The 23,980-nt window shown below is 44.4% G+C and carries 24 protein-coding genes and 1 pseudogene; 16 read left to right on the top strand and 9 right to left on the bottom strand.

What is annotated here, in order from left to right; all coding sequences use genetic code 11:
* Nucleotides 1-168 precede the first annotated feature (168 nt).
* Nucleotides 169-420: a GNAT family N-acetyltransferase gene (locus tag BS636_RS03415; protein WP_265735290.1), complete on the top strand. Its 252-nt coding sequence runs from the start codon at nucleotides 169-171 to the stop codon at nucleotides 418-420.
* On the opposite strand, the gene BS636_RS03410 is transcribed toward BS636_RS03415, so the two are convergent.
* The 3 genes from BS636_RS03410 to BS636_RS03400 all read right to left on the bottom strand — a co-directional run bounded on the left by BS636_RS03410 (nucleotide 417) and on the right by BS636_RS03400 (nucleotide 4,515).
* The gene (locus BS636_RS03410) at nucleotides 417-1,523 is read right to left on the bottom strand and encodes a glycosyltransferase family 4 protein (RefSeq protein ID WP_099337519.1); all 1,107 of its coding nucleotides are present in this window, start codon (nucleotides 1,521-1,523) and stop codon (nucleotides 417-419) included. The genes BS636_RS03415 and BS636_RS03410 overlap by 4 nt on opposite strands.
* Before the next feature lie 24 nt (nucleotides 1,524-1,547).
* Nucleotides 1,548-2,483: a lauroyl acyltransferase gene (locus BS636_RS03405; protein ID WP_099337518.1), complete on the bottom strand. Its 936-nt coding sequence runs from the start codon at nucleotides 2,481-2,483 to the stop codon at nucleotides 1,548-1,550.
* A gap of 121 nt (nucleotides 2,484-2,604) precedes the next feature.
* Nucleotides 2,605-4,515, bottom strand: coding sequence for an ATP-binding cassette domain-containing protein (locus BS636_RS03400; protein WP_099337517.1), 1,911 nt, complete (start codon nucleotides 4,513-4,515; stop codon nucleotides 2,605-2,607).
* Nucleotides 4,516-4,550: 35 nt separating this feature from the next.
* Here BS636_RS03400 and BS636_RS03395 point away from each other — a divergent pair, with 35 nt between their 5' ends.
* The 10 genes and pseudogenes from BS636_RS03395 to BS636_RS03350 all read left to right on the top strand — a co-directional run bounded on the left by BS636_RS03395 (nucleotide 4,551) and on the right by BS636_RS03350 (nucleotide 15,042).
* Nucleotides 4,551-4,796 carry a SlyX family protein gene (locus BS636_RS03395; RefSeq protein ID WP_099337516.1) on the top strand — a complete coding sequence of 82 codons (246 nt, stop codon included), beginning with the start codon at nucleotides 4,551-4,553 and terminating at the stop codon, nucleotides 4,794-4,796.
* Nucleotides 4,797-4,975: 179 nt separating this feature from the next.
* A complete protein-coding gene (locus tag BS636_RS03390) occupies nucleotides 4,976-5,974 on the top strand; it encodes a hypothetical protein (protein WP_099337515.1) in 999 nt (332 codons plus the stop codon).
* A 70-nt stretch (nucleotides 5,975-6,044) separates the two neighbouring features.
* Entirely contained in the window at nucleotides 6,045-6,494 is a 450-nt protein-coding gene (locus BS636_RS03385; RefSeq protein ID WP_099337514.1) for an ammonium transporter, read from the top strand.
* Nucleotides 6,495-6,526: 32 nt separating this feature from the next.
* Entirely contained in the window at nucleotides 6,527-9,169 is a 2,643-nt protein-coding gene (gene topA / locus BS636_RS03380; RefSeq protein ID WP_099337513.1) for a type I DNA topoisomerase, read from the top strand.
* A gap of 90 nt (nucleotides 9,170-9,259) precedes the next feature.
* Nucleotides 9,260-10,018 (top strand): annotated as a pseudogene (locus BS636_RS03375) (hypothetical protein).
* Nucleotides 10,019-10,140: 122 nt separating this feature from the next.
* On the top strand, nucleotides 10,141-11,295 hold the full coding sequence (locus tag BS636_RS03370; protein ID WP_099337512.1) for a glycerate kinase: 1,155 nt from the start codon (nucleotides 10,141-10,143) through the stop codon (nucleotides 11,293-11,295).
* 261 nt (nucleotides 11,296-11,556) lie between these two features.
* Complete coding sequence (locus BS636_RS03365) at nucleotides 11,557-13,545, top strand: ATP-dependent helicase (RefSeq protein WP_099337511.1); 1,989 nt, start codon at nucleotides 11,557-11,559, stop codon at nucleotides 13,543-13,545.
* A gap of 83 nt (nucleotides 13,546-13,628) precedes the next feature.
* Entirely contained in the window at nucleotides 13,629-13,880 is a 252-nt protein-coding gene (locus BS636_RS03360; RefSeq protein ID WP_004890294.1) for an RNA recognition motif domain-containing protein, read from the top strand.
* A 276-nt stretch (nucleotides 13,881-14,156) separates the two neighbouring features.
* Entirely contained in the window at nucleotides 14,157-14,660 is a 504-nt protein-coding gene (locus BS636_RS03355; RefSeq protein WP_099337510.1) for a DUF6586 family protein, read from the top strand.
* Between the two features lie 103 nt (nucleotides 14,661-14,763).
* Entirely contained in the window at nucleotides 14,764-15,042 is a 279-nt protein-coding gene (locus BS636_RS03350) for a hypothetical protein (RefSeq protein ID WP_099337509.1), read from the top strand.
* 68 nt (nucleotides 15,043-15,110) lie between these two features.
* On the opposite strand, the gene BS636_RS03345 is transcribed toward BS636_RS03350, so the two are convergent.
* From BS636_RS03345 to BS636_RS03330, 4 genes are all read right to left on the bottom strand, one after another.
* Nucleotides 15,111-16,826 carry a cation:proton antiporter gene (locus tag BS636_RS03345; RefSeq protein WP_099337508.1) on the bottom strand — a complete coding sequence of 572 codons (1,716 nt, stop codon included), beginning with the start codon at nucleotides 16,824-16,826 and terminating at the stop codon, nucleotides 15,111-15,113.
* A gap of 156 nt (nucleotides 16,827-16,982) precedes the next feature.
* Nucleotides 16,983-17,138 (bottom strand): 50S ribosomal protein L33, encoded by a 156-nt coding sequence (rpmG, locus tag BS636_RS03340; RefSeq protein WP_001205031.1) that lies wholly within the window; start codon nucleotides 17,136-17,138, stop codon nucleotides 16,983-16,985.
* Nucleotides 17,139-17,154: 16 nt separating this feature from the next.
* Nucleotides 17,155-17,391, bottom strand: coding sequence for a 50S ribosomal protein L28 (gene rpmB / locus BS636_RS03335; protein ID WP_004813275.1), 237 nt, complete (start codon nucleotides 17,389-17,391; stop codon nucleotides 17,155-17,157).
* Between the two features lie 165 nt (nucleotides 17,392-17,556).
* Entirely contained in the window at nucleotides 17,557-19,005 is a 1,449-nt protein-coding gene (locus tag BS636_RS03330; protein WP_099337507.1) for a coniferyl aldehyde dehydrogenase, read from the bottom strand.
* Nucleotides 19,006-19,141: 136 nt separating this feature from the next.
* Here BS636_RS03330 and BS636_RS03325 point away from each other — a divergent pair, with 136 nt between their 5' ends.
* The 5 genes from BS636_RS03325 (at nucleotide 19,142) to BS636_RS03305 (ending at nucleotide 22,823) form a co-directional block, all read left to right on the top strand.
* Nucleotides 19,142-19,861, top strand: coding sequence for a TetR/AcrR family transcriptional regulator (locus tag BS636_RS03325; RefSeq protein WP_099337506.1), 720 nt, complete (start codon nucleotides 19,142-19,144; stop codon nucleotides 19,859-19,861).
* Nucleotides 19,862-19,921: 60 nt separating this feature from the next.
* Nucleotides 19,922-20,788: a formyltetrahydrofolate deformylase gene (purU, locus tag BS636_RS03320; protein WP_099337505.1), complete on the top strand. Its 867-nt coding sequence runs from the start codon at nucleotides 19,922-19,924 to the stop codon at nucleotides 20,786-20,788.
* A gap of 208 nt (nucleotides 20,789-20,996) precedes the next feature.
* Complete coding sequence (locus tag BS636_RS03315) at nucleotides 20,997-21,773, top strand: energy transducer TonB (protein ID WP_099337504.1); 777 nt, start codon at nucleotides 20,997-20,999, stop codon at nucleotides 21,771-21,773.
* 25 nt (nucleotides 21,774-21,798) lie between these two features.
* A complete protein-coding gene (locus BS636_RS03310; RefSeq protein WP_099337503.1) occupies nucleotides 21,799-22,419 on the top strand; it encodes a MotA/TolQ/ExbB proton channel family protein in 621 nt (206 codons plus the stop codon).
* Entirely contained in the window at nucleotides 22,419-22,823 is a 405-nt protein-coding gene (locus BS636_RS03305) for an ExbD/TolR family protein (RefSeq protein ID WP_099337502.1), read from the top strand. Before BS636_RS03310 ends, BS636_RS03305 begins: the two co-directional genes overlap by 1 nt.
* Before the next feature lie 61 nt (nucleotides 22,824-22,884).
* Here the strand turns inward: BS636_RS03305 and msrA are convergent, their stop codons facing one another.
* Together msrA and BS636_RS03295 are read right to left on the bottom strand one after the other, a co-directional pair.
* Entirely contained in the window at nucleotides 22,885-23,403 is a 519-nt protein-coding gene (gene msrA, locus BS636_RS03300) for a peptide-methionine (S)-S-oxide reductase MsrA (RefSeq protein ID WP_099337501.1), read from the bottom strand.
* 93 nt (nucleotides 23,404-23,496) lie between these two features.
* Complete coding sequence (locus BS636_RS03295; protein WP_099337500.1) at nucleotides 23,497-23,958, bottom strand: META domain-containing protein; 462 nt, start codon at nucleotides 23,956-23,958, stop codon at nucleotides 23,497-23,499.
* Nucleotides 23,959-23,980 lie beyond the last annotated feature (22 nt).

Below are 23,980 nucleotides of genomic sequence, written 5' to 3'. Positions count from 1 at the left end.
TGGAAGGCTTATATGTAGCTTGTTATTTCTGACAGTGATTTAGTCCAAGAATCTGAAGTGCTTGAACTCTATCGTGCCAATCACTGGTCAGCGGCTGAAAAACTATAATTACTTTTACAAGCCTTAAATCATTCCCATAGTCTGGTCACTGCACGTATTGATGGTCGATTGGTAGGACTCGGTAATGCAATTTCTGATGGCTATCTTGTAGTCTATTTCCCACATTTATTGGTTCATCCAGAATTGCATTGGCAGGGCATTGGTCGTCGAATTATACAAACTTTGCTAGAGCATTATTCAGAATTTCATCAGAAAATTTTAGTAGCGGATCAGCATGCTACTGGCTTTTATCATGCTTTAGGCTTCAGTCGTGCTGGGAAGACTGAAGCCATGTGGATTTATCAGGGAACAGATTATTAAGCCTTATGGGCTACCTGTTCATAGAGCGCTAGTGTCTGATTACACATATCGTCCAGGCTGAACATAGTTACTGGTGCAACCTCTTGATGGGTATCTATATGTATTTGTAATGTTTTAAATAAACCTTCCTGATCATCGACTTCAATTAAGCCTTGCGGATATAGATATGACAGGATTTCGGCTACACCACCACGATTCCAGCCAACGACAGGTGTACCTACTGAAAGCGCTTCAAGTGCAGTACGTCCAAAGGTTTCTGCCTGGTTTGATAAGGAAAGAACCACGTCACTGAAAGCCAGCCATTCCCGAATATCAGAACGGTGACCGACAAAAGTAATGTGTTCACTTAAGCCCTTATGCTGAATAGTCTGTTCCAGTTCTTTTAAATAGGCTGCTTTTTTTGGATCTGCACCACCGACCACGACGGCATGTACCTGCGGATATTTTTGTAGCAATTTTTCGATTAGATTAATTAGGGTTTCATGGCCTTTTAGGCGTGTGATACGTCCTGGCAGGCAAATCAGGAACTTGTTTTCTAGTTTAGGAAAATCCTTAAAGATCTGATCGATCCATTGTGCAGAAGGCTGATAACCATGTGGAAATGCCTGCGGGTCAATACCGCGGTAGATACGTACAATATCTTGAGGCGGGCAGTTTTTATAATGGTCAGTAATGTATTTCACCACACTGTCGGAAACTGCAATGACTTTTTCAGCTTGAGTCATGATCTGGCTGTAGCGGTTAATTGAATAGAAACCATGTACTGTACTAATTAGATGTGGACGTTTGTGTGCCGGAATACCTTTAAGAGCGAAATGGGTCAGCCAGGCAGGCACACGTGAGCGTACATGGACGATGTCCGGCTGATGCTGTTCAATCAATTGACGCAGCGGACGAATCTGCCAAAGGCTGGATAATGCTTTTTTATGAATGGGCAGAGTTAAATGAGTCGAGCCTTCGGTTTCAAGCTGAGCAACTAGTCGACCCCCATTGGATACTACAAGGGATTTATGCCCAGCAGTGACCAGGGCACGGGCAATTTCTAGCGTTCCACGTTCCACACCACCACTATTGAGTTCAGGTAAAAGCTGCATCACTTTCATGTTTATTTCCTTGTGTTGTGTGGATCAGTAAATAGACTCATAACCCTGTGGGCGGGTCTTAAAGCGGCGGTGGAACCACATATATTGTGTTGGAGCGATTCGTAGCTGACGTTCAATAATTTGGTTGACGCGAGTGGCATCATCCAGTTCATCTGCACCTGGCAGGTTTTCAACTGGTGGTTCAATCAGTACATGATATTTCGGATCTTTAATGTCACCATAACGGTAGAAATACAGTGGAATCGCAGCAGCTTTGGTCATTTTGAGCAAACGACGATGGGCTGTCACGGTTGCAGCAGGAACCCCAAAGAAGGGGGCCATCACGCCTTGTTTTAGACCAAAATCCTGATCCGGACTGTACCAGATCGCATGTCCATTTTTTAGGTTACGCACTAAACCACGCATATCATCATGGTCAATCTGGTTGGCATAAATCGTAGCGCGACAACGGTAAATCAGCATATCTAACAGGGGGTTATTCTGCGGACGATAGACGACATCTGGTTCAAAATACTGTGCGCATAAATAGCCACCTGCATCCAGCAGAGTAGAGTGTGTACCTAGCAACAATGCACCTTTCCCTTCAGCTTGCGCTTGTTGGATATATTCCAGACCTTCAATGGTCACACGGTCTTTAAACCATTTTGGTGTGTACCAGGCATTTAGGGTTTCAAAAATTCCCATCATCTGATCGACAAAAACCTGACGGGCATTATCTTGAATTTCTTGTGCAGACCATTCCGGGAAACAGACTTCCAAATTTCGAACAGTAGTTTTACGACGAGATTTTAAATATTTAAAACAAAGGTTACCGATAAGCTGTGCCAGTCGGTACTGAATTGCCCAAGGTAAAATCGCCAGAATCATCAGGAATACAATACCTACCCAGATGCCCCAATACTGTGGAGACAGGAAGGCCCATTGAAATTCACCGGGTTGGTAATCTGGCTTTTTACTCATAATTTGCTATTTAAACCTAAAGATATCTGCAGTGTAGCAGAAGAGCTTTTTGAAACAAAAAAGTGAAAATAAAAAAGCACCTGTACGAATACAGATGCTTAGTATTAGAGAGATAGAAAAATTAACCTTTGGTCATATTTTCCAGTTCATCCCAACGTTCCATTTTTTCCAGCAAAATCTCGTCAATTTCACCTAAACGTTCAGATGCCTTAGTCGCTGCTGCTGCATCTTTCACAAACCAGGAACCATCTGCCAGTTTGTCAGAGAGTTCAGCCTGTTCACTTTCCAGTGCTTCGATTTCTGCAGGTAATTGTTCAAGCTCACGCTGATCTTTGTAGCTAAGTTTTACTTTTTTCGGTGCAGGAGCAACGGCAGTTGCTGCGGCCTCAGCTTTGGCTGCCGCTTTTTTCACAGCAGATTTTTGATCGACTGCTGTCTGGTTCGGACGCTGCTCTAAATAATCCTGATAACCACCAACGTATTCATCGATATTGCCTTTACCATCAAATACCCAAGTTGAGGTCACGACGTTGTCCATGAAAGCACGGTCATGCGAGATCAGCAGTAAAGTGCCTTTATAACCACTCAACATTTCCTCTAACAGCTCAAGCGTCACCATATCCAGGTCATTGGTTGGTTCGTCCATCACAATCAGGTTCGATGGTTTAAGCAACAATTTTGCAAGCAAAATACGGTTACGCTCACCACCAGAAAGTGCTTTTACTGGCGTACGGGCACGTTCAGGCGAGAACAGGAAGTCCTGTAAATAGCTATAAATATGACGACGACTACCATTAATATCCACATGATCCGAACCTTCAGCGACGTTATCTTTGACTGATTTTTCCAGATCCAGCACGTTACGCAATTGGTCAAAGTAAGCCACTTCAAGCTGAGTACCCGTTTTTACCGTACCGCCATGCTCAATCTGGCCTAAAATTGCTTTGATCAGGGTAGTTTTACCCACACCATTATCACCGACCAAGCCAATACGATCGCCTCGAAGCACCAATGCCGAGAAGTCATTAATAATCGGTGCATTATCACCAAATTTCACACTGAGGTTTTCAATCTCAAACACGACTTTACCAGAACGATTCGCGTCCTGAGTCGCCATGCTCACTTTACCTTGTTGTGAACGGCGTGCTTTTGATTCTTCACGTAAAGCTTTTAGGGCACGAACACGACCTTCGTTACGGGTACGACGCGCTTTAATGCCTTGGCGAATCCACACTTCTTCTTCAGCAAGGCGTTTGTCGAATAGCGCATTCTGCTTTTCTTCAGCTTCCATTTGCTGTGCTTTAAGCTCCAGATAACGTGAATAGTTACCTTCGTAGCTACGCAAAACACCGCGATCCAGTTCCACAATACGCGTTGCAATACTATCCACAAATGAACGGTCATGCGAAATAAACAGAAGCGTTAAATTATTTTGGTCTAGAAGGAATTTCTCTAACCATTCGATACTTTCAACGTCCAGATGGTTGGTTGGTTCGTCGAGTAACAGCACATCTGGTTGAGTCAGTAGAGCACGCGCCAGCAGCACACGACGCTTACGACCACCGGATAAATCGGCAAGATCCGCATCCGGATCCAGACCCATTTTGCTCAGGATAGAATTCACCTTAGTTTCTAAAGCCCAGCCATCCATTTGGTCCATCTGATGTTGCAAATGCCCCATACGGTCACAGGCTTCCATATCACCGAGTACGCAGGCATCGCTGGCTGCATGATAATCACGAAGTACCTGAGCAGCTTCACCTGCACCATCTGCTACGATATCAGCGACTTTGCCTGAGTCCATCGGCACGTCTTGGGCCAACATGGAAATAGTGATGCCATTTTGTAAGGAAACTTCACCACTATCAGGTAAGAGGCTTCCTTCAATCAGTTTAAGTAAGGTAGACTTACCTTCACCATTACGGCCAATCAAACACACTCGTTCACCGCGTTCTAAATTAAAGTTGGCGCCGTCGAGCAGTGCAGGTCCGCCAAACGCGAGTTGGACGTCCCTTAGGGTAATATATGCCATAATGGTTTCCTGAAATCCTATGATGAGGACTTAAAATGACTAAACAACAAAATCTAAATGATCAGGCGTCATTTTCCGCACCCATTGAAGATTTGCAAGTCCGAATTGCATTTTTGGACGATTTAGTTGAACAGTTGAATCAGCAGGTGACCAGGCAGAATCTGGAAATCATCGAGCTTCAGAAGCAAATGAAGCTGCTATATCAACGTGTTGAGTCAGCAGATTTGTCTGAAGGGATTGCAGAATTTGACCCGATAATTGACCGTCCACCTCATTATTAATTATGTAATTAGTTATGCAGAAAACCCTCCATTGTGAGGGTTTTCGTTTTAATGAGCTTATCGTTTGTTCCAATAGAGCTTTCTTAGTCAGTAAAAAGATAACGTTCTTAAAATAATTTGACCTTTTTCACGCTTGCCCCTCTAATAGCGCTTCCAGGTTTTGTTCAGATTGGTGTTTCATGTCACAGAAAGTCGTTTTACTCGATCTTGAAAATAATTTCCCGACCGCCACTCTATTGCGTGAAATCACTAAGCATTATCCGACCCTGTACCTGTTTAGCTGTGCAGGTAAGTTTGAGTTTGAACTGGAAGACCTGACTGAACTGGCAGGATGGATTGCCAGTGGGCAAGTGGTCATTCTGGACATTCCTGAAGCTGAACACCGAGAATATGAATATGCAGTAATCGTCGGTCAGCTGATGGCATTACTGGAACCGGATACGCATGTAGAACTGATTTCTGCCATGGACAGCAGCGAAATGTTGATGCAAATGCTGATTGCGTCTGATATTCATTGTAGTCTGATTCAGGTACAGGCAGAAACGGAACAAGATAACAAGACTAATCCTAAATTCAAGATTCCAAGCCTCGACACCATTCAGCAGAAACCCGCTTTGCAACTGGTGAAAAAATATTGTGATGCACTGGCAAAAATGCCGGGCAAGCCAACCACACTGGAAAGCCTAAAAAATTCTGTGGCAAATATACTACAAGTGCTGCCAAGCAAGGCCCAGCATGTGGTTGGAATGCTGATAAACCTCAAGATCGTAAAACGCTATGAAGATCAGATTGCCTTTCGTAAAAAGGTACTCAAACAATGGTCACAGCTGGATCTGTCTACTGCTCCAAGTACACCACGAGATTTGAGTCAGGCCATTGCTGAATTGACACCGGAAGTGCCGCCAGAAGTGAATGAAGAACAATCTAGCATTCAGTCTGCACAGCAGGGGTTATTCAAAAACTTTGCCCGCATCGATCCTGTGCAGATGGAAGTGGCACGTAAGCTCCGTGAACTACAAGGTGACAAACCCAAAGATATTTATGAACTGCGTGATTTATTGGAACAGTTATTTCCAAAATCTGACATACGTTTATTGCTGAAGGAACTGCTTGAGAAGGGCTATATTTACTGGAATGGTCACGAAATTCTCTACAGCCATGAGATGTTCCTGAATTAATTTTGTCGCGCAAACTTGCGTTTTATATTGAGCTTATGCAACTCTAATAATAGAACATAAAGGTTGAGCTATGGAAAATACAGGAATCTGGGTTGCTGTCGTCATCATTGTATTTGTACTGGGATCTATTTTTGGTCTGCGTGTCAGCCCAAGAGAAAGAGCCTTAGGGATGATGCGTGAGAAAGCTCGTAAGATGGGATTGCACCCACGTCTGGTCGTGGCTCCTGACTGGACTAAAGTGCCGATGGCCACTGAAAAGCGTGCCAGCATGGTGGCCTATTACAGTGTGCTGATTCCAGATGCGCGCCTGCCGCTGATGCGTGCCCGTGTGGTCGATCAAAAGCTTGAGCTGGTACAAGGTGGTGACAAATTTAAAGATTTTCCCATTGCATTAAAGGGCATTTATGCTATTGATATGCAGGCAAACTGTGTTGGACTGTATTGGGATGAAGAAGCTGATCTAAAAGCAGCCCAGCTCGATGACATCAAGGCACTATTACATTCCTTGGCTGAACTTTAATTTTTTAGAATATACAGGATTAACGGTTAATTATGGCGAACGCTCCTCGGTCCACATCAAAAAGCAGCACAGCGAAGTCTCCCGACGCTGGAAGTAAGCGTGCCTTAGTGATTGTGGAGTCGCCTGCAAAAGCGAAAACAATCAACAAATACCTCGGTTCGAACTACATTGTGAAATCATCGGTCGGTCACGTACGTGACTTGCCGACGGGTGGCTCTGCCAAAAGTACAGAGAAAAAACCAGTAACGCGAACCAAGCTGACTGAAGCAGAAAAAGCGGAAAAATCACAGTTAGCGTTGATTAACCGTATGGGCGTAGATCCAGAACACGACTGGAAAGCCAAATACGAAGTTTTACCTGGTAAAGAACATGTCGTCGCTGAACTGAAAAAACTGGCATCACAAGTCGATGAAGTCTATCTGGCAACGGATTTGGACCGTGAAGGGGAAGCAATTGCTTGGCACTTGAAAGAAGTGATTGGCGGTGATGATTCACGTTATCAACGTGTGGTCTTTAACGAAATTACCAAGAATGCCATTCAGGAAGCGTTTAAACATCCAACCCGTCTGGATACCAACAAAGTTAATGCTCAACAAGCACGCCGTTTCTTGGATCGTGTCGTAGGCTTTATGATCTCGCCATTGCTGTGGGAAAAAATTGCCCGTGGTTTATCGGCAGGTCGTGTACAGTCAGTTGCGGTAAAACTGGTGGTCGAGCGTGAACGTGAAATCCGTGCCTTTATTCCTGAAGAATACTGGCAAGTGTTTGCTGATACCAAAGCGAAAAAAGATGACATTCGTCTTGAAGCAGTAAAACAAAACGGTAAGACCTTAAAGCTGCACAATAAAGCGGAAACTGATGCTTTATTAAATCTGATCAAAGATGGCGAATATAAGGTCATTAGTCGTGAGGATAAACCGACCAAGGTGAATCCAAGCGCGCCGTATATCACTTCAACGCTACAACAGGCAGCCAGCACACGCTTAGGTTTCTCTGTGAAGAAAACCATGATGCTGGCACAGCGTCTGTATGAAGCGGGCTTCATTACCTATATGCGTACTGACTCTACATTCTTAAGTGATGATGCAGTCAATATGGTACGTGGTCACATCGAATCTGAATTCGGTGAAAAATACTTACCAGCCAAACCAAACCGTTATGGCAATAAAGCCGGCGCGCAAGAAGCCCATGAAGCGATTCGTCCTTCAACCGTTGGTTTAAAAGGTGATAGTCTTGTTGGTGTAGAACGTGATGCACAGCGTCTGTATGACCTGATCTGGCGTCAGTTTGTTGCCTGTCAGATGACCCCTGCAGAATACTTGTCTTCTACCATCTTGGTTGATGCTAATGGTGTAGAGTTAAAAGCCAAAGGCCGTACCCTGGTATTTGATGGTTTCACTAAAGTCCGTGGTGCCAACAAGGCAGATGACGATATTCTGTTGCCAGCAGTAAAAGTGGGTGAAGTCTTGAAACTTGAGAAACTTGATCCTTCTCAACATTTCACCAAGCCACCTGCACGCTTTACTGAAGCGTCATTAGTAAAAGAGCTTGAGAAACGTGGCATTGGTCGTCCTTCGACTTATGCAGCGATTATCTCAACCATTCAAGACCGTGGTTATGTGAAACTGGATAACCGTCGCCTGTTTGCTGAAAAAATGGGTGAAATCGTTACTGATCGTCTGGATGAAAGCTTCAATAATTTGATGAACTATGCCTTTACAGCAGATCTTGAAGGTCAGCTGGATAAGGTGGCAGATGGTGAACGTAACTGGAAAGAGCTCTTAGACAGCTTCTACGGCGACTTTAAGAAACGTTTGACCAATGCACAGGGTGAGAACGGTATGCGCCGTAATCAGCCTGTAGAAGTCAATGCAGTGCATTGTAAAGAGTGCGATCGTCCGATGCAGATCCGTACCGGGACCACGGGCGTATTCTTGGGTTGTTCGGGTTATAACCTGCCGCCCAAAGAACGTTGTAAGGGGACGCTGAACCTGACCCCAGTTGAGTCCTTAGCTGCGCTATCTGATGATGATGCTGCTGAAACTGCAGATCTAATGTCGAAAAAACGTTGTCCAATCTGCGCAACGGCGATGGATAGCTACGTGATTGATGGTGGTCGTAAACTGCATATCTGTGGTAACAACCCGGACTGTGCCGGTTTTGAACTGGAAGAAGGCGAGTTCAAGATCAAAGGTTATGATGGCCCAACCATTCCATGTGATAAATGTGATGGTGAAATGCAGTTGAAGACAGGTCGTTTTGGTCCATATTTTGCCTGCACCAGCTGTGACAATACCCGTAAAGTGTTGAAGAATGGTCAGCCTGCACCACCGCGTGTTGATCCGATCAAGATGGAACACTTACGTTCAACCAAACACGATGACTTCTTTGTCTTGCGTGATGGTGCTGCAGGTCTGTTCCTGGCAGCGAGCAAGTTCCCGAAAGTACGTGAAACTCGTGCACCGAAGGTTGCAGAACTACGTACTGTTGCAGAACAGCTGGATCCGAAATATCAGTTTATTCTGAAAGCGCCAGATGAAGATCCTGAAGGGAACCCAACTTTGGTGAAATTCAGCCGTAAGAACCAGTCGCAATATATTGGTTCAGAAACGCCTGAAGGCAAGCAAACCAAATGGTCTCTGGTTTACCAGGACGGAAAATGGGTTGAAGCCTAAAATCTAAAAGTAAAAAATGCCGACATCAGTCGGCATTTTTTATGGATAATAGAAATCTATAAAAACAACAAGCTAAGTTGATTTTCATCTATGTGGAAAAAAATTCGAATTCTGATTTTGCTGCTGATTCTCTTTATTGTGGCTGTAAATGCCTATCGTGATCAAAACCAGAACTGGAACAAGCCGGTTTTTGTCTTGTTGCATCCCATTAATGCTGATGGTTCAACGGCTACGTAACAATATATTCAACAGCTCTCGGCGCAAGAATTAAATGGAGCACGGGAATATCTGGAAACAGCTGCACGGCAGTATCGTGGCCAGCCAACTTATTTCTATTTTAATCTCGGACGTGAACTGAAAGAATTACCACCTAAAGTACCTGAGCAGGCATCGATTATAGATACCATATTTTGGAGTCTGAAATTCCGTTTCTATGCATGGCAACAGCAGCAAAGTTCAGATCCTTCAGCCAATGTAACCTTATATTTAAATTATTATGATCCGGCGCAGCACAAGGTCTTAAAACACTCAACGGCTTTGCAAAAAGGCCGGATTGGATCAGTGAATCTATTTGCTTCCAAGAAACAGACTGAGCAGAACAAGATTGTATTGGTGCATGAGCTGTTACATGCTTTTGGAGCTAGCGATAAATATGATCTGGCTACCGGTCAGCCGATGTATCCTGCTGGATATGCATTTCCAGATCAGCAACCTTTATTTCCTCAAGCGAAAGCTGAGCTAATGGCAGGATATATTCCGACCTCTCAAACAGTGAGCAAAATGCCAGATTCTTTGAACCAGACCCTGATCAATGAAATCACTGCGATTGAATTAGGTTGGAAACGCTAATGTGGATAATACTGAATTTATCCACAACTTTAGTTGTGCTTGTAGATAATTTTGATAATCATTCATGAGGTTATCGATAGACTGGAACTCATGACCATTAAATAGTAACGATTGAGAGAAATATGGCTACTTTTGTCTTGGCACCTGATTCCTTTAAAGAAAGTATGACTGCTGAGCAAGCATGTCAGGCTATGCAGCGCGGTATTTTACAGATCTTTCCAGATGCACGCTGTATTGCAGTACCGATGGCAGATGGTGGTGAAGGAACAGTAGATGCCTTGTTGCATTCTCTCGATGGGCAGCGTATTTCCTGTACTGTGACAGGACCATTAGCGATTCAACAAGTTGAGACTTATTTTGCAGTCGTTGATCAGGGGCAAACCGCTGTTATTGAAATGGCCAAAGCCAATGGCATTCATCTACTAGCAGGTTTTCAACGTAATCCAATGCTGACCTCGACCTATGGCACGGGTGAGATGATTAGGAATGCGTTGGATCTCGGTGTAAAGAAAATCATTATTGGGCTCGGTGGTAGTGTTACCAATGACGGTGGTGCCGGTATGGCTCAGGCTTTAGGAGTCCGATTCTTAAATACTGCAGGAGAATCAATTCAGGTCTGCGGTGGTAACTTGGATCAGATTTATCGAATAGATCTTTCTCAATTAGATGTCCGCTTAAAGAACACCGAAATCCTGATTGCTTCTGATGTGAATAATCCTTTATGCGGACCGAACGGTGCTTCGGTAATCTTTGGACCGCAGAAGGGAGCTACACCAGAAATAGTACAGCGACTAGATCGTAATCTGAGGCATTTAGCTGATCTGGTTGAAGAACATTTTGGGATCTCCGTTAGGGATATTTCTGGTGCTGGTGCAGCCGGTGGTTTGGGCTTTGGCTTGATGGCTTTTGCTGGTGCCAAGCTACAATCTGGTGTGGAATTGATTATTCAACAAAGTCGATTGGCAGAAAAAATTGCTCAGGCAGATTATGTGTTGACCGGTGAAGGCAAGATTGATAGTCAAACCTCGCTAGGAAAAACACCGTTTGGAGTTGCTCAGGTCGCAAAGCGATTTAATAAACCAGTGATTGCTTTTGCAGGGCTCGTGGGTGAGGGGATTGAATCATTGTATGAGGAAGGATTTAGCCAAATTGTGGGGATTAATCCGCCAGGTTGCTCATTAGAAGAAGCATTAAAAAATGCTGAGCAAAACCTGGAGCAGGCTTGTGCTCGTGTTATGAAAGAAATTAAAACAAAGCTGGAACAACAAAATAGATAAATTTTTATGAGCTAACCTAGCTGAATGCCCGACCTCATTTATAGGTGAGTGAACTTATGTGGGGTGCGTAGGTGCATTGTTACTTTGACGGAGCAAAGTAACCAAACTCCTGTGTTATTCAGATGATACATCCCTGCATCACTGAATAACGGCGGCATCCATGCCGCCTGGCCGGATTCAAATGCTTTCTGGAATATTGATGATAAGTTTTCTAGGGACAGCTCTGTTAAACTACACCCATCCACAGAATGATGAGTGACCATGAGTTTAGCCGCCCTAATTGATGAACTAAATCCCCAACAGAAGCAAGCTGCGACGACTGATGCCAAGCATAGTTTAGTCCTGGCTGGGGCGGGCTGTGGTAAGACCAAAACCATTGTGGCACGTGCGGCGTATCTGATTGATCAAGGTGTTCCAGCGAATCAGATTCAAATTTTGACCTTTACCCGCCGTGCAGCCAGTGAAATCGTGGCACGTGTGGAGCTGGCATTGGGTGAACAAGCCAAGGGCCTGCGTGCATCGACTTTCCATACTTTCTGTATGTACTTGTTGCGCCGTATTCCAAAAGCATTTGGTCTAGAACAATTTTCAATTATTGATCGTGATGATCAGCTGATGATGTTCCGTCTGATCCGTGGTCGTGATGACAAGAAAAATCCAAATCATTTGCCCAAGCCGCAAGAACTCTGTGATCTGTATTCCTTTGCTCGTAATACCCGTCAGAAACTGAGTCTGGCTTTGGAAAAACAGATGCCGGAATACCTAGCACTCAAAGACCAGATTGCCGACATTATGAAGGAATACGAAACGCGTAAAAAAGCACGTAGTTTCCTCGATTATGACGATATCCTCGCCGTAGTGGCGGCTGCTTTGGCACAGTCTGAAGGTCTAGTGGAATATGTCTCTTCAATCTGTCGCCATATGCTGGTTGATGAAATGCAAGATACCAACCCATTGCAATGGGCCTTGCTGGAACCGCTGAAAGAACACATTAGTCTGTTTTGTGTTGGCGATGATGCACAGTCGATTTACGGTTTCCGTGGTGCAGACTTTGAAAATATTCACCATTTCAAGGAACGTGTGCCAGACGCTCAGATTTTCAAATTAGAAAAGAATTACCGTTCGACTCAGGAAATTCTAGACCTTTCTAACTGGCTATTGGATCAGTCTGAAATTAAATATGATAAGCGTCTGGATGCGCATCGTGGTGAAGGCATCAAGCCGAAAATGCATATTTTCCCGAACGAATTTGATGAAGCCAAATGGATCGCGATCGATATTAAAGAGCGTCATTACCTTCAAGGCAGTAAATGGTCTGATCATATGGTACTGGTGCGTTCCAGTTTTGCTGCTCGTCATATTGAAGCGGCCTGTATTGCTGCCAATGTCCCGTATCGCTTTATCGGTGGGATGAAGCTATTAGAGACTGCACACGTTAAAGACTTGTTGAGTTTGCTACGTGTGGTTGCCAATCCTCTCGATGATATTGCCTGGATGCGTTTCCTGACCCTATGGAATGGCGTTGGTGATGTGGGTGCCAGCAAACTGTCTCAGCAGCTTTTGGCAGAACCGGAGATGGATACCCTTACAGACAAGCTGGAAAAGTTTGGCAAGATTCCATTGGAATCTATTCTAATCATGAAACAGATGACGGTCCTAAAAACTGAAGTTGAAGCCTGTGTCAGTCTGGCTATCCAAGCCATCGAAAATCAGCTTGCTGAAAACTATAAAAAAGATTGGAATCGCCGTCAGGGTGATTTTGAACTGGTCAAACAATTAGCCTCTAAACATGCCCAGCTCAGCGAGTTCCTAGAAGAATATGTACTCGATCCAGTGTCAATTTCCGAAATTGAAAGACAGTCAGATCCTGATGTAGTGACCTTAATCACCATTCACTCTGCCAAAGGCACAGAGCAGAAGGTGTGTTATGTAGCGAATGTAACTCCAGGGCAATATCCACATGCGCGAGCACAAGGTGATTTTGATGATGTTGAGGAAGAACGTCGGGTGCTCTATGTCGCACTAACACGTGCACAAAATGAGCTGATTCTGACCAAGCAAAATCTGAATCACTGGGCACGGGAAACGGTGGATGAACAAGGTCGTAAAGTGGAGAGTTATTTTATGAATGATCTGACTCGGCATTTGTGTACCACCGAAACTCATTACAAGACCCGTCAGCAAACGGTGAAAAGTGCTTTAATCGAGCGCCAGTCGATTAATTTAGATTTTGGCATTGATCTCGATTAAACTAGACAGATATTGTTGTATGCAAAAAGTAGAGTAGGCGAGTGCTTTTTGATGTTTTTTGCCTATCTTCTTAAGGTTATCAAATGAAAATTTTAGTTCGTAACTTGGAACGTACTGTGACTGAGGCTGAGTTACTGGAATTGTTCAAGCAATATGGCACAGTAGATACTTGTACACTGGTGCTGGATGCTGAAACGGGTAAATCTAAAGGCTTTGCCTTTGTCGAAATGCCACATGGCCGTGAAGCGGTTAAAGCGATCAAAGGCTTGAACACTTTGCGCTTACATGGCACAGGCATTCGCGTGAAACAGGCTGAAGAAAAACCTCAGGCGTAAATAGAAAAAGGAGCAGATGATGCTCCTTTTTTATGGAAATCATGTTTCTAAATTGACCACATGGTTAGACCTTCTGATTAAAGAACTCAGTCAAAACTTTATTTTCTATTCAATAAAATGACTGTTCTAAAACTAAAATAAATTGAATCTGTAATTCAGTTTGGTTACTCATATCTCTCGAAAAGATCAATAAATAAAATAAATTCCATTGTAAAAATAATGATCTGGTTTTAAGTTATAAAAGCCAAAATTTGTTTTAACACTTAGGAAAAATCCATGACTCGTGTTGCTCGCTATCATGCGGACCGTACCAATCAGAAACTTTATTTCGCCCGCCTTGCCTGCCAGCAGGCAGAGCAAACCGATCATGTCCAGCAGGCTCAGGCACATCGTGAAGCAGCCGTGTTTCATCTGCATGGTGCAGTCTTAGCTTTTTTGCAGGAATTAGTGCGTTACTATCGTCTCAATGACCTGAGTCCGACCCTGAAGTCTATTGAAGAGCAGATGGCTGCCAAAGGGCAGGTTTCTCCTGAAGTGACCGTGATGCAGCAACTGTCTAAAGATGGCTTTATCGCTGAGCTGAAGCGTGCCTATCGCCTCTGTCAGTACACGCCTGAGCCAAGTGTGCCAGAACCTGAAGATGAGACATCTTCTAAACTGATTATTAAAGTAACTCAAACTCCGCAAGCCTGGTTACCCGATACGGCAATCCTGCGTGAATGGCATCGTGACCTGACCCAATTGATCGATGGTTTTCGCAATGAGATGGTGGAATTTTAATCCGACCAATGGCCCTTGAAATTGAAATTATTAACCATATATCCAATTAACAGCGATGCAAAGTGATTCTGCGCTTTGCCACCATGTTGAACATGGAGGACATATGTCTATAGAACAATTGAAAGAATTATTTGGTAATCAAGAAGCGATTTTAGAACTCGTTCAACTGGAAAGTGGTGAGTTAGCATTACGCAATGCAGGCTCTGAAAAACAGCCATTGGTCATTATTCAGTTCAATGATGAAGTAAAAGCACTTCTCGGTGATGAAGCTCCCGTGGTTGCTCAGCATATGATTCAGGCGGCTTTATTTGGTCTGCTCGAGAAGCAGGCAAATGAAATACAGGCTGAAATTGTGGATGAAAAACCGAAATATTTAAGCTGATTACTCTCCCATCCTCAATAAAAAAGCGCACTTTAAAGTGCGCTTTTTTAATTTCGAATCGATGAAAACTAGTGTCCACCCTCGTGCTGATGGGCAATCTGAATCTGATGCAGGATATGACGGCTCATATTTTTCGCCATTTCTTCCTTAGCATAGTACACCGCACCGACATTATCGCGGCGGATGACATCTGCTTCTTCCTTACTTTCGGCACAGACCAGTACCTGAATTTCAGGATTTAAGGTCTTGGCAATATCCACGATTTTATGAATATCTAAAATATCCATTGGAGAAATCACCAACAGACGCGCATGCTGAATATGCGCTTGAATGAGTACGCTAGGTTCAGTTGCTACACCGGATACTGCTGCAATGCCTTTGGCACGCAGCTTTTCTACGATCTCACGATTTTCTTCAGCAATCACCACTTTGATGTTTTGCTCCATCAAAGAAAGGGTGATGCGACGACCGACTTCACCATGCCCAACAATCACTACCTGATCGCGCAGGTAGTCTTGTGACACTTCATCTGGCAACATTGCCAATGGGTCACCACTACGCTCCAGCAAGCGAGCTAGATTAGAACGTTCGCGAATCCAGTTCTGTACCGGTTCGATCGCAGAGAAAATAAAGGAGTTGAGGGTAATAGAAATCAAGGCGCCTGCCAGAATCAGGTTTTGTCCTTCTAAAGACAATAGATTCAGCGATACACCCAGCGCTGCAAGAATGAAGGAGAATTCACCGATCTGTGCCAGTGATGCACCTACGGTTAATGCAGTATTGATCGGATAACGGAAAAATAATACCAGTGCCATCGCAGCGATGGTTTTACCAATCATGATAATGGCAATCACCGCCAGCACATGCAGCGGTTGCTCGAGAATAATCCGCGGATCAAACAGCATGCCCACAGAAACGAAGAACAGGATCGAGAAGATCTCACGTAGTGGTAAGGTTTCTTCTTCAGCACGATGGCTGAAGTCCGACTCTTTCACTACCATGCCGGCAAAGAACGCACCCAGTGCCATAGAAACGCCAAAGACTTTGTAAGCGCCAAAGGCAATTGATACAGCAGCCGCAACAACGGTTAAAGTAAACAGCTCACGTGAGCCTAGACGAGCAACCACCTGCATGATCATCGGGATGAGGCGTTTACCAATAATCAGCATAAAGGCAATAAAGCCAGCCACCTTGAGCAAAGTAATGCCTAGAGTGAGCCAGATATTTTCATCACTGCTGCCTTCTAGTGCCTGACCACCGAGTAGGACTGCTGTTGCAGGTAACAAGACCAGTGCCAATACCATGACCAGATCTTCAACCAGCAGCCAGCCAACGGCGATTTTACCGTTAATGGACTCGAGTAGACCACGATCGCCAAGGGCTTTCAGGAGTACAACGGTACTGGCACACGATAGACTCAGACCAAAGACCAGGGCAGTACCAAAACTCCAACCCCAGAGCATAGAGACACCAACACCGAGCAAGGTTGCTACTGCAATTTGCAGAATCGCACCAGGCAGGGCAATACGCCTTACCTGCATCAGGTCATTGAGGGAAAAGTGCATCCCGACACCAAACATCAGGAACATGACGCCTAATTCGGCAAGCTGGTTGGCTAATTGAATGTCACCGACCACCCCGGGGGTATTGGGACTAATCAGAATCCCGGCAATCAGATATCCGATTAGCGGGGGTAAACGCAGGCGTGCAGCAATATAGCCAAATGCCAACGCCAGTCCAAAGCCTACAGCCAGTAATATAATGAGATCTACGTCATGTGGCACTAAACACTCCTTTAAAATAAATTTTATGAAATTTCAGTTTTTTATGGGAAATAAGCACGAAAAGTGCCAAAAGAAACAGAAAGTTTATCAAGCCGAATAAAAAAAGTGCAAAAAAAAAACGACCCTAAAAGGTCGCTTTTTTTCGAAAAACTAAAATTATTTAATTTTAGCTTCTTTGAAGATCACGTGTTGACGGATTTTTGGATCAAATTTTTTGATTTCCATTTTTTCCGGCATAGTACGTTTGTTCTTAGTAGTGGTATAGAAATAACCTGTACCAGCTGAAGAAACTAAGCGAATCTTATCACGCATTGTCCTGACTCCTTACTTAGATCTTTTGACCTTGAGCACGTAGGTCAGCAACAACCTTTTCAATGCCCAATTTATCGATAATACGCATACCTTTAGTAGTAAGACGAAGACGTACGAAACGTTTTTCGCTTTCTAACCAGAAGCGGTGTTGGTGCAGGTTCGGCTCGAACCGGCGCTTAGTTTTGTTGTTGGCGTGTGAGACGTTGTTACCAACGACTGGACGCTTGCCGGTAACTTGGCAAACCTTAGACATGGTGTAACTCCATTGATTTAGCCAACAGCAAATCTGTATGGCCAGTCAAAAATAAACGGATTGAATTCATTCAAGGGGCGTTTTATAACAAAAATGCGCTTAAAAGACAAGCGATTTTGTCTAAAACCGGGCATGAGATGGTGCAACAGCTCATGCCTTGATCATTTATCGAAGAAGAGTCTTCGAAATCAGTTTATGAATCGGCTTATTAAACGGTGGGAGAATGTATTTCAAGCTATACAGCTTAGGATTCGACATTACAGACCGTTCATGCGACAAACTGAAGAAGCCTTCTGGCCCATGGTATTTACCCATCCCCGAAGCGCCAACACCGCCAAATGGCAGGTCATCCTGTGCTACATGAGTGAGTACCGTGTTCTGGCCGAAGTGCCCTGAATGGGTACGCTGTGCGACATAATCGGCACGCGCCTGATCAAAGTCGAAATAGTATAATGCAAGTGGACGCGGACGGCTATTAATAAAGTCGATTACATCGTCAATTTGATCATATTCCATGATTGGCAGCAGCGGACCGAAGATTTCATTCTTCATAATGTCCATATCTGGCGTGACATTGGTCAGAATCGTTGGTGCAATTTTACGCAGATCTGCTGGCGTTTCATTCTGTGGATTGATTTCAATAACTTGAGCACCGCGCGCACGAGCATCTTCTAAATAACCTTGTAGACGGTTGTACTGCTTGTCATTAATAATCGAAGTGTAATCCTGATTATGGGTGATATCCGGATACATGGTTTCCACATAGCTGCGGAAATGATCGATAAATTCAGCAGTTTTGCCACGTGGCAGGAACATATAGTCCGGTGCGACACAAGTTTGACCGGCATTCCAGAGTTTACCGACTGCAATACGTTCAGCCACGTCTTCAATGTCAATCGATGGATGAACCAGCACAGGGGATTTACCACCGAGTTCTAGAATGACTGGCACTAGATTTTCTGCTGCCGCCGCCATCACGGTTTTACCGACAGCGGTTGAACCGGTGAAAATCAGCTTGTCGAATGCCAGATGAGAAAAGGCATCAGATACAGGTCCACCACCATTGACTACAGCAACCAGTTCTTTCGGGAAGGCTTCTGCCAGTGCTTTTTCCAGTACGGCACCAAAGGCTGCGGATGCGCTGGAAATCTTGATCATGGCATGGTTGCCTGCAGCGAGTGCACAAACCAGCGGTCCAATCGACAGTAATAAAGGATAGTTCCATGGCGCAATGATGCCAACTACACCCAAAGGCTGGTACTGCACCCAGGCTTTGGCTGGCTGGTGAATAATGCTGACATGACGTTTAGATGGCTTCATCCAGCCGGTTAAATTTTTACTGTAATATTTAATATGTTCCAGGCAGGTCAACAGTTCGCCGATTTTGGTTTCCCCAATCGAACGATTGCCATAATCCTGATTAATTGCATCGGCAAATTGATCTTGATACTTAACTAAGATACGCTTAAGTCGAGCTAAACGATCGATACGTTCCTTTGCAGTCGGCAATGGGTAACGTAAGTAGGCATGTTTTTGTTGTGCCAGAATGTCATTAAGGCACTGGCTGTCAAAAAAATGTGGTGTCATTAATGTCGTTTTTGTGTGACTGTTCATGCAGCACTACCATTTTTAAGAAAATCGATTATTCATTTTTAGAGTAAATACTCTAATTAGTCAAGTTACTTTGTGTACTCGACCGTCAGTGCGCTGCTGGCGTGTGCGGGTCCATGAACTGAATGGTTATTTTAGGATGTCCCAAACCAAAACGTTGAAAACGAAAGAACGTATTTTGCAGCTCAGTTTGCAGTTGTTTAATGAGCGTGGTGAGCGTTCTGTGACGACCAACCATATTGCTGCTGAACTGGGTATGAGCCCGGGTAACCTGTACTATCACTTCCGTAATAAGAATGAAATCATCAAGGAACTGATGGAGCAGTACCAGAAGGAAACGCTGGAAATGCTGGCATTACCGGATGACCGTCCGCTGGATGCCAATGATAAGATTCATTATTTCCAGGTGCTCAGTAGCCAGTTATGGGCGTACCGTTTCCTGCATCGTGATGTCTACCATCTTGTAGAAAATAATGAAGACTTCCGTAAGCTGTATCCGCGTTTTGCTGGTGAAGTGATGCAACAGGGTCAGAAAATTTATAAGGCTTTCGTAACTGCTGGCTTGATGGAAATGACTGATTCGGAAATTGAAGCCCTAATCATTAACTTGTGGATCGTCCTGACCAACTGGACCAACTTTCTGTATATGTCGGGTCATATTACCGACTCCAACCATCTGGAAGAAAAATGGGTCTGGCAAGCATTGCGTCAGATGGTGTTCCTGGAAGGGGCATATCTGCGTGGTGAAAGCCGTCAAACGTACGAAAGCCTGTTGAACTCGTTTGGTTCTTCCGAGCTATTTGCCAGTCTGTCATCAGCTAAAGATCGGGAAACTGAACAAACTATTCAGAATAAGTAAGAAACGCGCTAGAATACTCGGCTTATTTTTTAATTTATCTGATTAGTGACGTTTACCAACATGAATATGACGACTGCTAACACCGCACGTTTATTGATTACTTGTGAAGACAAGCCGGGCATCGTGCAGGCTGTTTCAAGCTTCTTGTATCATCAGGGCGCCAATATTACTGCGCTTGATCAATACGCGACAGAAGCTCAGGGCGGACGTTACTTCATGCGTGTTGAGTTCGAACTGGATAACCTGCAAAGCCGTAAAGAAAGCCTGTTACAGACGTTTGCTGCCAATGTTGCAGAACGCTATGCTATGCATTGGCGTTTGGCACTGGTCAGTGATGTTAAAAAAGTCGGGATTCTGGTATCTAAAGTCGACCACGCTTTGCTTGAGCTGTTGTGGCGTCATTCACGTGGCGGTCTGCCATGTGAAATCACCAAAGTGGTATCGAATCATGAAACGCTGCGTGAATCGGTTGAAAACTTTGGTATTCCATTTGAAGTGGTACCAGTGACTAAAGAAAACAAACGCGAAGCTTATGCAAAAATTGATGAATTGATGCAAGGCAATGATTTGTTAGTACTGGCGCGCTATATGCAGATTCTGGATGAAGAGTTTGTACAAAAATGGGAAATGAAAGTGATCAACATTCACCATTCATTCCTGCCAGCGTTCGTGGGTGCGAATCCATACAAACAGGCATATGAAAAAGGCGTGAAACTGATCGGTGCAACTGCACACTATGTAACGGCTGATCTGGATCAAGGTCCGATTATTGAGCAGGACGTAGAGCGTGTTAACCATGACTTTACTGTGGAGCAGTTGCGTGAACTGGGTCAGGATGTAGAGCGTAATGTACTGGCACGCGCGGTAAGATGGCATCTGGAAGACCGTATTATTGTCGATGGTAACAAGACGGTGGTCTTCCAGTAAGTCTTGCATCATGATTTAAAAAGGCATACTTTAAGTATGCCTTTTTTATTTGAGTTGTTTCTCCCACTTTGTCGAAAAAAAATGAAGAAAGTGGGGGATTGTTATTGCAAATGAAAACCCTTCTCATTTATTATTGGCATACTTTAATTGTGCTAACCGATGAGCTTGATTGTTTGTTTCACATCATCTCCTCAAGGTAAAAGATTTAATGAGCCAAGTTGCTTCTCCTATGATGCCTACTCCACCCAACCAGATGAAAAAGAAAGTCGCGGCTGTTATGGCAGCTGTACTGGTGGGACATGTTGGCCTATTGTGGGCTGTCAGCCAGATGAAAGCACCTGAACTCAAGCCTGTAGACAAGCAGCCAATGAAGGTTCGCTTTGTGAAACTACAGGAAGCACCAAAACCATTACTTCCGAAGCCAAAGCCTGAGCCGAAGAAAGAGCCGCCGAAGCCGAAAGAGGTCAAGATTGTTGAAAAACCGTTGCCACCACCTCCGAAGAAAGTTGAAAAAATCCAGGAAGTGAAGAAGGCTGAAGCGCCTAAGGTCGTGGCACCGAAACCAGTTGAAGCAAAACCGACGCCAACGCCAGTTGCACCAACGGTTGTAAAAGAAACGAAAGTTGCTCCGACACCTCCACCAGCACCTGTGGCACCGCCTGCGCCTGTTGCGCCACCGGCACCGCCTGCACTTCCATCTCCGAAGAGTGTTTCTCTGGGTGGTGGGGTGACCTGGTTACGTACGCCAAAAGTATCAATGTCAGCGGGTGAATTGAAAAGCTCCTGCTCAATGGTGGTAGATATCTCTGCGAATGAGCAGGGCAAGGTGGTGTCTGCGACAGCACGTAATTCAAGCTGCAGTCCTTCGATTAACCGTAAGGTGGAAAATGCTGTACGTCGTGCACAATTGACCAAATATGTTGAAAATGGCGTTGCTTATCCAACACGTGTTGAGCAACCTTTTGACTTCCAGATTACCAGATAACGGCTAACCCATTAGGAGTTCGAATATGAACTTTTCAGTTTATTGGCAACATGCTGATGCAGTCAGTAAGACACTTTATTTTGTATTACTGGCAATGTCGATTGCGACATGGACCATCTTTGTACTACGTTTACTCAGTACACGCCAACTCAAGCAAGTGGCTTATGCACAGTTGTCTACAGCCTTAGATAAACTGAAATCTAAAATGGCGCCTTTGGGTTTTGAACAGCGCAAAGCAGTGGCTGAACAAGCATTACTACGCCAGATTTCAGCTGAAAAAGCCAATGCTGAAAAAGGTGTTTCAGTTCTGGGTACCATCGCATCAATTGCACCTTTCGTAGGTCTGTTCGGTACGGTATGGGGCATCTTCCATGCATTGGTCGCAGTAGGTAAGAGCGGTCAGGCGGGTCTGGCTCAAGTTGCAACGCCAGTCGGTGAAGCGTTGATCATGACAGGTCTGGGTTTAGCAGTAGCGATTCCAGCGGTATTGGCTTATAACATCGCGGTACGTTTTAACCGTACGTTAAGCAATGAACTGCAAGACCATGCACATAGCTTGTTGATCGATACCATGTTGCAACAGGAATCTGCGAAGAAAGCTGAAGCAAAAGTAGCACAAGATAATTTAGTGGGAGGTCAAGTTTAATGGCTTTTCAATTGGGTGAAGACAACGATACAGGCATGAATGAGATGAACCTCATTCCCCTGATCGACATTATGTTGGTATTGATGATCATCTTCCTGGTGACAGCGACCGTTGCGAACCCATCAATTCCATTAACCTTACCACAAACCACAGCGGAAATTGTTGATCTTCCGCCAGAGAATATCACCATCAGCATTAACTCTCAGGGTGATGTAGCATGGAATGGCGATGTGCTTAGCCTGGAACAGTTAGAAACCCGTTTCAATGAAGCAGGTCAGGCAGAGCGTCAGCCAACGATTGTATTGAAAGCAGACAAAGAATCACGTTATGACACTGTCGCTCAAGTGATGTCACGCGCGAGTGGAGCCGGACTCAGCGATATTGCCTTTGCAACAGATAACTGATTTTCCCAAGATCAAAAAAAGCGACCCGATGTGGTCGCTTTTTTTATGACAGTTGATTGTCTTATTTCAGCAGCTCTACAAATTTGGCACGCAGCTTATTCAGTTTTGGCGGAATGGCAAAATTGCAGTACCCCTGAGTTGGATTCTTGGCAAAGAAGTTCTGGTGATAATCTTCAGCGGGATAGAAAGTTGGAGCAGGGCTGAGTTCCGTTACCACATTCAGGCCTTCGGCCTTGAGTGCATCAATCGCTGCTTGTGACTGCTGTTGCTGTTCTTCGTTCAGATAATAAATCACAGAACGATACTGTGTGCCGACATCATTACCCTGACGATTTAGTGTGGTTGGATCATGAGTCGCAAAGAATACATCCAGCAATTGCTTAAAGCTGATCTGGCTTTCATCAAAATCGATCAGAATCACTTCGGCATGGTTGGTATTGCCATCGCAAACCTGTTCATAAGTTGGATTCTCGTTATGTCCACCTGCATAGCCACTGACGACTTTGCTGACACCACGAATCTGCAGGAATACCGCTTCGGTACACCAAAAGCATCCACCACCAAATAGGGCCTGTTGCATAATCTTGTCCTTAATTCTGAATCTCTGCTTCTATTCTACGCTGTAAATACTGAATAGAAAAAAGCCTGTAAAAACAGGCTTTTTATTTAATTATTAGCGTGGTTGAACCGGGCTTGCGAGTTGAATCACTGGATTACCATAACTGTCGAGCAGCTTCAGGGTTTTACCGAACACCTGATAATGGGTTACTTTTGCCAGAGCTTCATTGAACTTCTGATCGATATTGTCATTGTTCATGCAAGCCATTTTTGTACCTGCCATCTGGCTCAGGTTCAAAGTATCTTTACCTGCAGTATAGCTGCCCATAATGCGGTTACAGCCATCCGCACCTGTTACACGCTGAGTGGCGGCATCAAATTGTAGGCTTGGGATATTGCGTGCTGTAGGTGCAGTGCTGATTTCGGTACTGCCAATGTGGGTGACAATCCAGGTACGGTTCTGAAGTTGCTGAAGATTTTCAACTGCCTGAGAAGACGTCTGGTCTGGTGTGGTTTGACAGCCTGTTATTGCCAGTGCTGAAACGAACATTGCAATTGCGGTCACTTTTTTTAACATTGGACTTACTCTTTTTCTTTGA

The organism is Acinetobacter sp. LoGeW2-3, assembly GCF_002688565.1.
GTDB lineage: Bacteria > Pseudomonadota > Gammaproteobacteria > Pseudomonadales > Moraxellaceae > Acinetobacter.
Note: the sequence above shows the minus strand (reverse complement) of the source record. Positions and strands in the feature narration are given on the sequence as shown.

Bases quoted from the DNA above. Each gene is read 5' to 3' on its own strand.
- BS636_RS03410 (WP_099337519.1), bottom strand. From the start codon at position 1,523: ATGAAAGTGATGCAGCTTTTACCTGAACTCAATAGTGGTGGTGTGGAA.
- BS636_RS03405 (WP_099337518.1), bottom strand. From the start codon at position 2,483: ATGAGTAAAAAGCCAGATTACCAACCCGGTGAATTTCAATGGGCCTTC.
- BS636_RS03400 (WP_099337517.1), bottom strand. From the start codon at position 4,515: ATGGCATATATTACCCTAAGGGACGTCCAACTCGCGTTTGGCGGACCT.
- BS636_RS03395 (WP_099337516.1), top strand. From the start codon at position 4,551: ATGACTAAACAACAAAATCTAAATGATCAGGCGTCATTTTCCGCACCC.
- BS636_RS03390 (WP_099337515.1), top strand. From the start codon at position 4,976: ATGTCACAGAAAGTCGTTTTACTCGATCTTGAAAATAATTTCCCGACC.
- BS636_RS03385 (WP_099337514.1), top strand. From the start codon at position 6,045: ATGGAAAATACAGGAATCTGGGTTGCTGTCGTCATCATTGTATTTGTA.
- topA (WP_099337513.1), top strand. From the start codon at position 6,527: ATGGCGAACGCTCCTCGGTCCACATCAAAAAGCAGCACAGCGAAGTCT.
- BS636_RS03370 (WP_099337512.1), top strand. From the start codon at position 10,141: ATGGCTACTTTTGTCTTGGCACCTGATTCCTTTAAAGAAAGTATGACT.
- BS636_RS03365 (WP_099337511.1), top strand. From the start codon at position 11,557: ATGAGTTTAGCCGCCCTAATTGATGAACTAAATCCCCAACAGAAGCAA.
- BS636_RS03360 (WP_004890294.1), top strand. From the start codon at position 13,629: ATGAAAATTTTAGTTCGTAACTTGGAACGTACTGTGACTGAGGCTGAG.
- BS636_RS03355 (WP_099337510.1), top strand. From the start codon at position 14,157: ATGACTCGTGTTGCTCGCTATCATGCGGACCGTACCAATCAGAAACTT.
- BS636_RS03350 (WP_099337509.1), top strand. From the start codon at position 14,764: ATGTCTATAGAACAATTGAAAGAATTATTTGGTAATCAAGAAGCGATT.
- rpmG (WP_001205031.1), bottom strand. From the start codon at position 17,138: ATGCGTGATAAGATTCGCTTAGTTTCTTCAGCTGGTACAGGTTATTTC.
- rpmB (WP_004813275.1), bottom strand. From the start codon at position 17,391: ATGTCTAAGGTTTGCCAAGTTACCGGCAAGCGTCCAGTCGTTGGTAAC.
- BS636_RS03330 (WP_099337507.1), bottom strand. From the start codon at position 19,005: ATGAACAGTCACACAAAAACGACATTAATGACACCACATTTTTTTGAC.
- BS636_RS03325 (WP_099337506.1), top strand. From the start codon at position 19,142: ATGTCCCAAACCAAAACGTTGAAAACGAAAGAACGTATTTTGCAGCTC.
- purU (WP_099337505.1), top strand. From the start codon at position 19,922: ATGAATATGACGACTGCTAACACCGCACGTTTATTGATTACTTGTGAA.
- BS636_RS03315 (WP_099337504.1), top strand. From the start codon at position 20,997: ATGAGCCAAGTTGCTTCTCCTATGATGCCTACTCCACCCAACCAGATG.
- BS636_RS03310 (WP_099337503.1), top strand. From the start codon at position 21,799: ATGAACTTTTCAGTTTATTGGCAACATGCTGATGCAGTCAGTAAGACA.
- BS636_RS03305 (WP_099337502.1), top strand. From the start codon at position 22,419: ATGGCTTTTCAATTGGGTGAAGACAACGATACAGGCATGAATGAGATG.
- msrA (WP_099337501.1), bottom strand. From the start codon at position 23,403: ATGCAACAGGCCCTATTTGGTGGTGGATGCTTTTGGTGTACCGAAGCG.
- BS636_RS03295 (WP_099337500.1), bottom strand. From the start codon at position 23,958: ATGTTAAAAAAAGTGACCGCAATTGCAATGTTCGTTTCAGCACTGGCA.